The organism is Ruegeria sp. AF2, assembly GCF_056542025.1.
In genome coordinates, this window is record NZ_JBQFZC010000002.1 from 1 (window position 1) to 12,357 (window position 12,357).

At 56.7% G+C, this 12,357-nt stretch carries 12 protein-coding genes, 1 pseudogene and 1 riboswitch; of the genes and pseudogenes, 4 read left to right on the forward strand and 9 right to left on the reverse strand.

Going from position 1 to position 12,357, the window contains the following annotated elements:
- The 6 genes and pseudogenes from gcvT to glyA form a co-directional block, all read right to left on the reverse strand.
- A pseudogene (gene gcvT, locus ACR0NM_RS07815) lies at positions 1-162 on the reverse strand (glycine cleavage system aminomethyltransferase GcvT); the annotation flags it as partial.
- Between the two features lie 16 nt (positions 163-178).
- A complete protein-coding gene (locus ACR0NM_RS07820) occupies positions 179-601 on the reverse strand; it encodes a universal stress protein (protein ID WP_170393736.1) in 423 nt (140 codons plus the stop codon).
- 75 nt (positions 602-676) lie between these two features.
- Positions 677-2,050 (reverse strand): alanine/glycine:cation symporter family protein, encoded by a 1,374-nt coding sequence (locus ACR0NM_RS07825; RefSeq protein ID WP_480613959.1) that lies wholly within the window; start codon positions 2,048-2,050, stop codon positions 677-679.
- Between the two features lie 25 nt (positions 2,051-2,075).
- Positions 2,076-3,020 carry a lipoyl synthase gene (gene lipA, locus ACR0NM_RS07830; RefSeq protein WP_170422494.1) on the reverse strand — a complete coding sequence of 315 codons (945 nt, stop codon included), beginning with the start codon at positions 3,018-3,020 and terminating at the stop codon, positions 2,076-2,078.
- Positions 3,021-3,034: 14 nt separating this feature from the next.
- On the reverse strand, positions 3,035-4,414 hold the full coding sequence (lpdA, locus tag ACR0NM_RS07835; RefSeq protein WP_480613962.1) for a dihydrolipoyl dehydrogenase: 1,380 nt from the start codon (positions 4,412-4,414) through the stop codon (positions 3,035-3,037).
- 11 nt (positions 4,415-4,425) lie between these two features.
- Positions 4,426-5,679 carry a serine hydroxymethyltransferase gene (glyA, locus tag ACR0NM_RS07840; protein WP_480613964.1) on the reverse strand — a complete coding sequence of 418 codons (1,254 nt, stop codon included), beginning with the start codon at positions 5,677-5,679 and terminating at the stop codon, positions 4,426-4,428.
- Positions 5,680-5,826: 147 nt separating this feature from the next.
- On the opposite strand from glyA, the gene ACR0NM_RS07845 reads away from it, so the two are divergent.
- From ACR0NM_RS07845 to ACR0NM_RS07860, 4 genes are all read left to right on the forward strand, one after another.
- Complete coding sequence (locus ACR0NM_RS07845) at positions 5,827-6,429, forward strand: helix-turn-helix domain-containing protein (RefSeq protein ID WP_170393747.1); 603 nt, start codon at positions 5,827-5,829, stop codon at positions 6,427-6,429.
- Between the two features lie 62 nt (positions 6,430-6,491).
- Positions 6,492-7,451, forward strand: coding sequence for a dihydrodipicolinate synthase family protein (locus ACR0NM_RS07850; protein ID WP_480613966.1), 960 nt, complete (start codon positions 6,492-6,494; stop codon positions 7,449-7,451).
- The gene (locus ACR0NM_RS07855) at positions 7,442-8,374 is read left to right on the forward strand and encodes a 4-hydroxyproline epimerase (protein WP_170818371.1); all 933 of its coding nucleotides are present in this window, start codon (positions 7,442-7,444) and stop codon (positions 8,372-8,374) included. The genes ACR0NM_RS07850 and ACR0NM_RS07855 overlap by 10 nt, the downstream gene beginning before the upstream one ends.
- Positions 8,371-8,889, forward strand: coding sequence for a putative molybdenum carrier protein (locus ACR0NM_RS07860; RefSeq protein WP_170818370.1), 519 nt, complete (start codon positions 8,371-8,373; stop codon positions 8,887-8,889). Before ACR0NM_RS07855 ends, ACR0NM_RS07860 begins: the two co-directional genes overlap by 4 nt.
- Here ACR0NM_RS07860 and ACR0NM_RS07865 read toward each other — a convergent pair.
- From ACR0NM_RS07865 to thiB, 3 genes are read right to left on the reverse strand one after another with little or no spacing between them, the layout of a single operon-like run.
- Positions 8,877-9,569 (reverse strand): thiamine ABC transporter ATP-binding protein, encoded by a 693-nt coding sequence (locus ACR0NM_RS07865; RefSeq protein ID WP_480613968.1) that lies wholly within the window; start codon positions 9,567-9,569, stop codon positions 8,877-8,879. The two genes, ACR0NM_RS07860 and ACR0NM_RS07865, sit on opposite strands and share 13 nt — an antisense overlap.
- Positions 9,556-11,103: a thiamine/thiamine pyrophosphate ABC transporter permease ThiP gene (locus ACR0NM_RS07870; RefSeq protein ID WP_480613970.1), complete on the reverse strand. Its 1,548-nt coding sequence runs from the start codon at positions 11,101-11,103 to the stop codon at positions 9,556-9,558. The genes ACR0NM_RS07865 and ACR0NM_RS07870 overlap by 14 nt, the downstream gene beginning before the upstream one ends.
- Positions 11,079-12,059, reverse strand: coding sequence for a thiamine ABC transporter substrate binding subunit (thiB, locus tag ACR0NM_RS07875; protein ID WP_170562176.1), 981 nt, complete (start codon positions 12,057-12,059; stop codon positions 11,079-11,081). Before thiB ends, ACR0NM_RS07870 begins: the two co-directional genes overlap by 25 nt.
- 32 nt (positions 12,060-12,091) lie before the next feature.
- A riboswitch (TPP riboswitch) is annotated at positions 12,092-12,197 on the reverse strand.
- Positions 12,198-12,357: the final 160 nt, after the last annotated feature.

Sequence of the window (12,357 nt, forward strand, 5' to 3'; positions counted from 1 at the left end):
ATGGCTCACATCAAACACCGCCGCCTTCTCACGGCACTGCTTATGCTCCCCCATAATCCCCAAAGGATACTGAACAGGCATCTCCCAACCCGCAAAATCAACCAACTTACCCCCCAACTCAACATGCAAAGCGTAAAGAGGCGTGCGTTTTAATTCGGTCATCAACTTAACCTTTCAATCAGCGGGACTGGTCGCGAACAACCGTGACGGTGCAATGCGCGTTGCGCACGACACGGGCCAGGTTCGGGCCAATCTCATAGTTCGGGAAATCGCCTTTGGTCGAAGCCATGACGATCAGATCAAAGCCCTCTTTGTAGGCGAGCTTCAGAATCTCACGATAGACGCTGCCTTCTTCGATATGGATCGCCACATCAGATGCACCGTTGTGATCCAGTATGGCCTGCACCGCATTGCGCACGTGGTCTTTTGCGCCTGCGCCATAATTGGCGGGCAGATTCGGCAACTGGATGATCTCAGGAATGACGGCAATCGCGTGCAATTCAGCGCCGTAGAACTTTGCTTGTTCCTGTGCGAGCGGCAGGGCGTTCTTCCACGAACGGTCGTCGGTGTGATCAATCGGCAGCAGGATTTTCGTGGCCATCACGTCTCTCCTCGAGAAATGGAATTCTGTTTGAAGCCGGGGGGCCGGGATGGCCCCCCGTATTTTCATCCGAGATTATTCGGCGGGTGTGCCGCCTGGCTCTTCGGACTTTCCACCTGAGGCAAAGAACTCTTTCGTCAGTTTGAAGACGATCGGGCTCAGCAGCGCCAGGGCGATCAGGTTCGGAATGGCCATCATCGCGTTTAGCGTATCGGCCAGCAGCCAGATGAAGCCCAGATCCGCTGTTGCGCCAAAATAGATCATGACGATCCACAGGACGCGGTAGGGAATCAGGGATTTCACGCCTAGCAGGAACTCAACACATTTCTCGCCATAGAAGGACCAGCCTAGAATGGTGGTAAAGGCAAAGATCGACAGAGCGATGGCGATCAGATACCCACCGATACCCGGCAGCGACAGTTCGAACGCGTGACTGGTTAGTGCTGCACCGGATTCACCCGATGTCCAGGCACCCGATGAGATGATAGCAAGACCGGTGATGGTGCAGACGATGATTGTGTCGATGAACGTACCCAACATCGCGATCAGGCCCTGATTAACTGGACCTTTGGTCTCGGCTGCGGCGTGTGCGATCGGAGCGGAACCCAGACCGGCTTCGTTCGAGAAGACACCACGTGCCACACCAAAGCGGATCGCGGCCCAAACGGCGGCACCCGCGAAACCACCTTCGGCGGCCGACGGGGTGAAGGCGTAGGTGAAAACAAGCGACAGAGCGGAGCCGATGTTACCGATGTTGATCAGTAGAACCAGCAGGCCTGCGACGATGTAGGCAATCGCCATGAACGGAACCAGTTTACCTGCAACCGCACCGATGCGGGTGATGCCGCCCAGGATCACGGCCGCGGTCAGAACCATCAGGACAACGCCGGTAACCGAAGTGTTCAGGCCGAAGTTCGACTCCAGAACCTGTGCAACACCATTGGCCTGTACACCGTTGCCGATGCCGAACGCCGCGATTGCGCCGAACAGAGCAAATGCAACACCCAGCCAGGCCCATTTCGCGCCGAGGCCGTTTTTGATGTAGTACATCGGGCCGCCGACATAGTTACCAAGCTCGTCTTTTTCGCGGTATTTCACCGCGCAGACAGCTTCGGCATATTTGGTGGCCATGCCCACCAGGGCGGTCATCCACATCCAGAACAAGGCGCCCGGACCGCCCAGGAAGACAGCAGTGGCCACACCAGCGATGTTGCCCGTACCGATAGTCGCAGATAGCGAGGTCATCAGCGCGTTGAACGGGCTGATCTGGCCCTCGCCCTGACCTTCGCGGCCTTTGAACAGCAGGCTGAAGCCTGTGCCAATGCGCAGGATCGGCATGAACTTCAGGCCGACCTGCAGGAAGAAGCCAACGCCGAGAATGAGAACCAGCATCAGCGGCCCCCACACGACGCCATTGATGGCCCCTACGATTGAATTTAACGCTTCCATGGTTTCCCTCCCATTTGCGTTAGGTTTATGCCCTGTTCGCCAAAGCCCGCTGGCGGGCCCGCTTAAGGGCGGCAAAGTCTTCGTCCGCGTGGAACGATGATCGGGTCAGCGGCGTTGCCGACACGTGCAAAAAGCCCTTGGAACGCGCGATCTGTTCCAGTTGGGCAAATTCTTCCGGTGTCCAGAACCGGTCAATCGGATGGTGTTTAGGGGTCGGTTGCAGATATTGGCCGACGGTTAGGAAATCGACATTGGCCGCGCGCAGGTCGTCCATGACCTGACGGACATCGTCCAGACTTTCGCCAAGCCCGACCATCAGGCCAGATTTGGTAAAAAGCTCCGGGTTCGCGCGTTTGGCATCATCCAGCAGACGCAGCGAGGTGTAATAGCGTGCACCCGGTCGCACAGTTGGATAAAGGTGCGGCACAGTTTCCAGATTGTGGTTGAAAACGTCCGGCGCCGCTTCAAATACGATCTCTGACGCAGTGCCTTTTCCAAGAAAATCGGGTGTCAGAACCTCGACAGTCGTACCGGGGTTCTGATGGCGCACGGCACGGATGGTCTGAGCGATATGCTCGGCCCCACCATCTGCTAGATCATCGCGATCGACCGAGGTGATCACCACATGAAGCAGGCCCAGTTTCTTGACGGCGGCGGCGACTCGCCCGGGTTCAAACACATCCAGAGCATCCGGGCGACCCGTTGAGACATTGCAGAACGAACAACCCCGCGTGCAAACCTCACCCATGATCATCATGGTGGCGTGGCGCTTGGACCAGCATTCGCCGATATTGGGGCAGGCGGCTTCTTCGCAGACCGTCGCCAGATCATGCTCGCGCATGAGGCGTCGTGTTTCATAGTATTCAGCGCTGTCGCCCTTTTTCTTGCGAATCCACTTGGGCTTGCGCGGGATGACACTGTCGGCCTTTTTGGCTTTTTCCGGGTGGCGAGGGCGAAGCTGGATGGTCATCTGGCTGGTCTCCCTTATGCGTGGATCGCGCGGCCCAAGGCGTCGAGGCAGGCTTCTTTGACGGCCTCGCCCATGGCCGGGTGCGCATGGCAGGTTGCAGCGACTTCGGACACCGTTGCGCCCTTTGTCATCGCCAGAACCAGTTCAGCGATTAGATCGCCGCCATGGGCTCCGCATATATGCGCACCCAGGATCTGGCCGTTCGGGTCTGCCAGAACCTTCACTGCACCGTCTGTTTCACCGGTCGAACGCGCGCGCGAGTTCGCCATGAAGGCGAATTTGCCGACCGAATACTCGGCACCGGATTCTTTCAGTGCTTCTTCGGTCAAACCAACCGAGGCGACTTCGGGGTCGGTGTACACCACGCCGGGAACAGTGTTGTAATCGACGTGGCCAGCTTCGCCTGCCAGCATTTCTACACAGGCGACACCATCTTCTTCGGCCTTGTGCGCCAGCATAGGCCCGGGAACGCAATCACCGATGGCGTAGATGCCCGGGACAGATGTCTGAAATGCGCCATCAACTTCAATGAAACCGCGTTGGTTCACGGCCACGCCCAGCTCTTCCAAACCAAGGCCACGTGTGACTGGGCGGCGACCCACGGCGATCAACACCTTGTCGGCCTCGATTACATCTTCTTCGTCCTTGCCGACGCGGTCCACAGTTAGTGTCAGGCCAGTATCCGTTTTGTCGACGGATTTCAGTGCCCGGCCCAGCTGGAATTTCAGGCCACGTTTTGACAGCGCGCGTTGCGCCAGTTTGGCAATTTCACCATCCATGCCGGGCAGAACGCGGTCTAGATATTCGACGACCGTAACTTTGGCTCCGAGACGCGCCCAAACTTGCCCAAGTTCCAGTCCGATGACACCGGCACCGATCACCACCAGATGCTCGGGCACACTCTCCAGCGCAATCGCGCCCGTCGAACTGAGGATATCTTGCTCGTCAATCTCAATTCCTGGCAACGGAGTAGGTTCGGAACCAGTGGCAATGAGGATGTTCTTGGCCTCATGGACTTCGTTACCCACCTTGACCTGACCAGCGGCCGGAATACTGGCCCACCCTTCGATCAGATCAACGCCGTTTTTCTTGAACAAAAACGCAATGCCCTTGGTCAGGTCGCCTACGATCTTGTCCTTGCGTCCCATTATTGCGGGCACATCGATGCTGGCCCCCTCGACCGCAATACCGTGGGAGGAGAGATGTGCAAGTTCGGCATATTTGGCCGAGGAGGTCAGCAACGCTTTGGAGGGTATGCACCCCACATTCAAACAGGTCCCGCCAAGCGCACTGTGGCCTTCAACGCAAGCGACATTCAGGCCCAGCTGTGCCGCGCGGATCGCGGCGACATAGCCGCCCGGACCGCCCCCGATGACAATAAGATCGTAAGTCATTTGGTATTCTTTCAGTAGATCGGGTGGCTTGCGCAGTGCGCGCGGACCTTTTCACGGGTTTCCTTTTCGACGGTCTCGTCACCGTCAGACGATTGTGCCAGCGCGTCCAACACATCACCGATCATGTGGCCAATCTGTTTGAACTCTTCTGGTCCAAACCCACGGCTGCAGCCTGCGGCCGTACCAAGACGGATGCCGCTGGTGACAGTGGGCTTTTCGGGATCACCCGGAACGCTGTTTTTGTTGCAGGTGAATCCTGCACGCTCTAGCGCCGCTTCGGCGTCTTTGCCGGTTACGCCGACTGGGCGCAGATCAACCAGCATAAGGTGGTTTTCAGTGCCACCCGAAACGATGTCACACCCGCGCGCCATCATCACGTTGGCCAGGGCCGAGGCACTGTCGACAACGCGCTGCATATATTCTTTGAATTCAGGCTGCAGCGCTTCACCAAAGGCGACTGCCTTGCCTGCGATCACATGCATCAGGGGGCCGCCCTGCAGACCCGGGAAAACAGCCGAGTTGATTTTTTTTGCCAGCGCTTCATCGTTTGTAAGAATAATCCCACCACGCGGACCGCGCAGCGTCTTGTGCGTAGTCGACGTAACAATGTGTGCGTGCCCGATGGGCGAGGGATGCAGGCCAGTCGCAACCAAGCCGGCGATGTGGGCCATGTCTGCCAGAAGCCATGCGCCAACTTCATCGGCAATGGCGCGGAAGCGTGCGAAATCGATCTTTTGCGAATAGGCCGATGCGCCTGCAATGATCAGTTTGGGCTTTTCGGCTTTCGCCAATTCTTCAACCTGATCATAGTCAATCAGCCCGGCCTGGGTCAGGCCATATTGAACCGGACGGAACCACTTGCCAGACTGGGCAGGTTTTGCGCCATGGGTCAGGTGACCCCCAGCATCCAACGACATACCAAGAATCGTGTCACCCGGGCTGAGTAGTGCCAGCTTAACCGCCCCGTTGGCTTGCGCGCCCGAGTGCGGCTGCACGTTTGCATATTCGCAGCCAAACAGCTTCTTCAATCGGTCAATGGCTTCGGCCTCAACCTCATCCACATATTCACACCCGCCATAATAGCGGCGACCCGGATAGCCCTCGGCGTATTTGTTTGTAAGTACGGAACCCTGCGCATCGATCACTGCCTGAGAGACGATGTTCTCGGAAGCGATCAGTTCGATCTGTTCAGCCTGGCGTGTGCCCTCGCGTGCGATCGATGCTGCGATGACGGGATCAGCCTCGGTGAGCGGTTTTGTGAACATGATCTCCTCCTGTAATCTCGTTTCCAGTGTACGAAATTTTGTTTCCTATAGTGGAATTAGTGTACGCAAGGCAACAAAAATTTCATCACAGTAAAGTTGTTTGGCTCGGGGGAAATGAGTAAGCTTTGATAAAACAAGGAGATTCCCATGTCTGAGGACAACCTGAAAGATGGTGCCGGACCGGAAGAACAGGACGAGGGGGCGGCTTTGGGTCGGTCGATCCGGGATGCACGCCGTGCAAAAGGCTGGACATTGGAGGAGGCCGGGCGCGAAGCGGGAATCGGTCGATCAACACTTTCAAAGATCGAAAACAACCAGACACGTCCAAGTTTCGAGATCGTGCGGCGGCTGACACAGGCCTTGGACATGAACACGCCACAGCTGTTCTTGCAGTCCGCTCAATCGGGAATTTCGGGGCGACGTGATTTTACGCCGAAAGGGCAAGGCGAGATAAGAAATACGCCGACCTACATGCACGAATTGCTGTGCTCGGACCTGACCAGTAAGCGAATGCTTCCTTATATCGCGACGATAAAAGCGCGTGACATATCAGAATATGAGAATTGGATCAGGCACACAGGCGAAGAATTCATGTACGTTATCAGTGGCGAGTTGATATTCGTATCCGAGCATTACCGCCCCTTACCGATGAAACCCGGAGATTCTCTGTACTACGATAGCGGTATGGGGCATGGCTGTATTTCTACGAGTAAGGAAGACGCCAGGGTCCTGTGGGTTTCGCTGGAATGACACGTTAGGCCACGGCGCTTTCGCGCAGAATACCAATACCAACCTGAGCAAACGGATATCTCATGGACCGGACTATTTTCACTGGAACTATGCCTGCCCTTATGACGCCGTGTAAGGCCGACAGGACACCTGACTTTGACGCGCTGGTCAAAAAGGGCAAAGAGATGATCGCGGCCGGCATGTCCGCTGTCGTCTATTGTGGCTCGATGGGGGATTGGCCGCTTCTGACGGATGCCCAACGGATGGAGGGCGTGGAACGACTGGTCGACGCTGGCTTGCCGGTTGTCGTGGGGACGGGTGCCATCAACTCGAATTCCGCTGTGGCGCACGCAGCACATGCGCAGAAGGTCGGCGCGGCAGGGTTGATGGTTATCCCTCGGGTTCTGTCACGAGGCTCATCGGTTGCCGCGCAAAAGAACCACTTCAAGGCTATTCTTTCTGCGGCACCGGACGTGCCTGCGATCATCTACAACAGCCCTGTCTATGGGTTTGCCACCCGTGCGGATTTGTTTTTTGCACTGCGGGCCGAGCATCCGAATTTGGTTGGCTTTAAGGAGTTCGGGGGCAAGAGCGACCTGCGCTATGCCGCCGAACATATTACATCGCAAGACGGTCAGGTTACCTTGATGGTAGGCGTCGATACTGAAGTCTACCATGGGTTTGTGAATTGCGGCGCCACCGGATCGATCACCGGGATAGGAACGGCACTGCCCAAAGAGGCATTGTTGCTTGCGGCGCTTTCGAAAAAGGCAGCAGAGGGACATGCAGAAGCACGGTTGCGTGCGCGCGAACTGGACGAGGCATTTGGCGTTCTGGCAAGTTTTGACGAGGGCACAGACCTTGTTCTTTATTACAAGCATTTGCTGGTGCTGAACGGCGAAGAGGAATACCGCCTGCATTTCAATGAAACCGACGTGTTATCCGACGCCCAGAGAAATTACTGCGAGCAACAGTACAATTTGTTTAAGTCGTGGTTTACCGATTGGGTTCGTCAGGGTGGGGTCATTGTGGAATGCATGTGATTGACAGCCATACCGGTGGAATGCCCACACGGGTCATTCTGGACGGGGGGCCTGATCTGGGTTCAGGATCACTGGCTGAACGCGCCAAGCGACTGGCAACGGAACATGAGCGGTTCTACAAGTCTGTTCTACTGGAGCCACGCGGCCAGCCCGGCATGGTCGGGGCGCTCCTTGTCGAACCGGTCAGTGCTGAATGCAAAGCGGGCGTGATCTACTTTGACGCGGATGCGGTACTGGGCATGTGCGGCCATGGGACGATCGGGTTGGGCGTAACATTGGCGCATCTTGGACAGATCGAGGTTGGCGCGCACCGAATCGAAACTCCGGTAGGTGAGGTTAAGATTGATCTGCTGGACGCCAACACCGTGCAGGTCACCAACATTGAAAGCCGCCGCGTACATCAGTCCGTGACGGTCGAGACTGCAGGGTATGGCCCCGTCACCGGCGATGTCGCTTATGGCGGCAATTGGTTCTTCATTGTCGAGCCAGGCCCGATCCCGGTTACGCCTGAGAACATTCGCCCGCTGACCGATATGGCTATCGCAATTCGCGAAGCCTGCATTGCGCAAGAAGTTGGTGGCGAAAATGGCGAGCCGGTTGATCATGTGATCTTTCAGGGCACCTCACCGAATGCAGGTATTCATAGCAGAAACTTTGTTCTGTGCCCCGACGATGACTATGACCGTTCGCCTTGCGGCACCGGCAGCTCGGCCCGGCTGGCCTGCCTCGCCGCTAGTCGGCGCTTGTCCGCTGGAGAAGAAATCGTTCAGGAAAGCATCATCGGAAGTTCGTACAGGCTGTCCTATCAGCCGGGGCATGGCGGGGGCATTGTCCCTCAGCTAACTGGCCAGGCGCATGTGATGGCAGAGGGTAAGCTTTTCTTTGCGCAGAATGATCCGTTTCAATTTGGTATTGCGCGTTGACGCAGGGAGACGAGCAAGACGGAATCCCATTCGGGCGTCGTGTTCAGAAAATCGTATCAGGTGGACAAACCGGCGTAGACACTGCCGCATTGGAGTTTGCCCGTGCAAATGGCATCCCCTATGGCGGCTGGGTGCCGAAGGGTCGAACGAATGAGGATGGGTTGATTCCGGCGCATCTCAGCGGGCTTGTTGAAACGAAGTCTGAAGATGTCGCTGAACGGACAAGGCTCAACGTCTTTGCCAGTGACGCCACGCTTGTTTTTATCGACGGATCAGACAGTCCCGGCACGCGGAAAACGGTTGAGTTTGCAGTTGATGCTGAAAAACCGCATCTGGTGGTGGATATAAGAAAAGGAAAGGCCGATTGCGCGCAACAGATGCGGACTTGGCTGAGCGCCATCCCTGTAACTGTTCTGAACATTGCAGGCCCGCGCGCTTCGGAGGCCCCCGAGATTGGTCCGCGTGTGCACGAGGTGCTAGACGCTTGTCTGGATCAGTTCATTCAGCCCAAGTAATCGCGCAGCGCTGGCGGAGGATTGTTGAAGAGTGTCTCGGTCTCAGCAGGTGGATGTGCGATTTGATCCGCAACCAATACGGTTTGGTCGGTTATCCGAAGCGCATCCCGTGGGTCGTGGCTGACCATAAGCAGTGTGGTTTTGGTCTCGGCGACTAATTCAGCGACCAGATCGAGCATCTCAGTTTTCAGGGCAGGCCCGAGCGCTGCAAAAGGTTCGTCGAGCAATAACACCTGACGCTTTTGCACAAGTATCCTCGCCAGCGCCACGCGGCTTTGCTGACCACCTGACAATTCGGCGGGCTTTCTGGCCGCCATTCCCTGCAGGCCAACGCGGCCGAGGGCCGATTGAATGTGGTGTTGGTCGTCTGCGGTCAAACCTCCATTGGGCCTTAGGCCCAGGGCGACATTCTGTTCGGCGCTCAGGTGAGGAAACAGGTTTCCGTCTTGAAACAGCATTGCGATCGGTCGACTGCCTGGTGGTAATGTCGATAGGTCATGATCCTTCCATTGGATGTGCCCACTTCTCAGGTCTCGAAAACCCGCGATTGTTTCAAGAAGAGTTGATTTTCCTGCCCCCGACGGACCGATGATCGCAACGCTGGATCCGGCCTTGACCTCAAAGTCAGCGCTTAATTGGAAATTGCCAGTTGCAATGATGCAATTGTCAAGCTTCAGCATGCCAGCGACCCCCTCGATCCAGAACCCAGAAAACACCCATCGATAGTATAAGCAGCAGCAGCGCGCCTCCTGCTGCGGCCTGCATCTGGTAGGCGCCCATCAGGCGGTAGATTTGCAGGGGCAGCGTTGCGATCTGCGCATCTGCAAACAGGGCGATCACACCCAGATCACCCATGGAAAGTGCCGCCGTCAGGCCCGCGGCAAAACCGATCTGGGGGCGCAGGCGTGGAAGCATGACACGCAAGAAAAAGGACCAGTTGTTCATGTTCAGGGCCAGTGCCAACCGCCCGTGCCGTTCCAACACATCGCGCGCTGCGGGAACCAAAATTCGAAGGGCGAAGGGCAAGGCCATGACCGCGTTCACAAGCGCGGTTACCGGCAACGCAAGAGTTGTAGGATTGGCCAGCGGGCGGATCAGAATAAAGAGACCCGTACCAATGACCAAGGGCGAGGCGGCGAGGCCAAGAAGTCCGCCAAGTTCGACGATGCCGAACCGGCCTGTCGCGACGGCTGTCGCCATGGGCAGTGCCAGCAGTAATAGGAGCATGGTACTGGCGGCGGCAACACAGATTGAAATTATAGCGGCACGGAACACCAAAACCGGCATCTCAAACAGCCCAGCGATACCCGAAATCGTGACGGATGCCAGAGGTAGCAGCAGGAACGCGGCGGCGGTGATAATCCAAAACGCATCCAGCAGCGGTCCTCGGCCATCCCAGCGCCGGATCTCACGATTCAGGCCGGTACCGAACCCGTCGCCGCGCGAGAACTTTAAGGCTGCCAACGCAGCCGCTGCAGTCAGGACAAGTTGCAAAGCGGATAATAAGGCGGCGCGCCCTAAGTCAAAATCATATGTAAAGGCCTGATAGATCGCGAGTTCAATCGTGGTGGCGCGCGGCCCTCCACCCAGCGTCAGGGCAACCGCAAAACTGGTCAGGCAAATGGCGAAGATCACGGCCAGCACTCCGGGCAGAATGCGGCGAAGCATTGGCAATTCGATCAAACGGAACATTGCCATTCCTTCGCACCCAAGTTGGGCCGCTAGCCGGAAACGCTCGGCAGGGATCTCCTGCCAACCCTGCAAGATCAGGCGTGTTGCCAGAGGTAGATTAAAAAATACGTGGGCCAGAACGACACCGTGCAGCCCATAGATTCGAATGGGCGGTAGACCGAAATAGCCCAACGCGTCCGAGATCCATCCTGCCCGGCCAAAGACCTGAAGCAATCCCAAGATGGCGACGATGACCGGCAGGATGAAAGGTGCACCCAACAGCGTGATCAGGACGCGCCTACCAGTAAACCGGCGGCGCGCCAGCGCGCGGGCGACCGGAATAGCCAGACCAGCGCTGAACACTGCAGAGAGTGTTGCTTGCAACAGGGTGAAGCGTAAGGCTGCCCAGTCGGCTGGACCAAACCCACCGCCAGAATCAGCGCGCACCGCCACCATGAACAGTGTGCCCAATATCAGCGCAGCAACGATCGCTGCAGCACTGACACCAGGAAGCGGGTTTACTGGCTGAGTGCGCCCAACCATTCCGAAAGCGCCTGTTCCCGCGCGATGGCGGCTTGGTCCTGATCAAACAGCAAGGACTTCTGAGGGATCGTTAGAGTTTCAAAACCTTCGGGCAGACCGGAAGATGGGGTTACGGCCGGGTACATCCAGTTGGTCGTTGGAATGATCGTCTGAAACGCGTCAGACACCATGAAGTTCAGAAACTGATCTGCCAGCTCGGGCTGATCGGAATTGGCTAGCTTGGCCGCAACCTCGACTTGCATATAATGGCCTTCGTCAAAGGCTGCTGCTGCTTTGCTGGCATCTTCCTCGGCAATCAGGTGATAGGCTGGCGAGGTCGTATAGCTTAGAACCATGTCGGCCTCACCTTCAAGGAACAAGCCATATGACTCGGACCAGCCCTTGGTAACCGTCACGATATTGTCAGCAAGGTCAGCCCAGATTTCTTGGGCTTCATCGCCATACGCGGCCTTGACCCACAGCAGAAGACCCAGCCCCGGCGTCGATGAACGCGGATCCTGAATGATGATCTTGATGTCACTATCTGCCAACTCGCGGAAGCTGTTAGGAGCGGCAAAATCTGCATTGTGAACAAATGCAAAGTAACCCCAGTCGTAGGGTGCAAAAACTGTGTCGGTCCACTCGATGGGCAGAGCATACTCGGCAGTGACTGAATGAGGTGCAAACAGGCCGGTTTCTTTAGCTGCCGATATCAAGTTGGTATCCAAACCCAATACAATATCGGCGTCGCTGTTTTCGCCTTCCAGCCGAATGCGTGACAGCAGTGCCGCGCCATCTTCGACGCCGACAAGGTTCAGGTCGCATTCGCATTGCGCTTCAAACGCCTCTTCGACCTTCGGGCCGGGCCCCCAGTCCGAAACGAAGCTGTCGTAAGTATATACGGTCAACGTGGGCTTATCGGCTGCCACAGCCGAAGTCGCAGTCAGTATTCCCGCAGCAATTGCCAGATGTTTCATATCATCCTCCAATGCGGCGAGAGGGTAAGGATGGATGAAACCTGTACCTTTCCCTCCGCCGGTTCTAGCCGGTTCAGGTTCAACGGGTTTGCCAATTGGCATCTCAGCGCGGTCTTTAGCGCACCCCGAGGTAGGGTCGTGATTAGGGGGATGAGAGGACGATTTCAACCGAAATCGTTAGGTTCTCGTTCAATAAGCATTGAGTGAAATACAATAAGAACGAGCCAAGAAGCCAGAGAAGTCCTTTAGGAGATATGCGCATATTTGACGCGCATATAGTATATTGGTATTCTCAGGC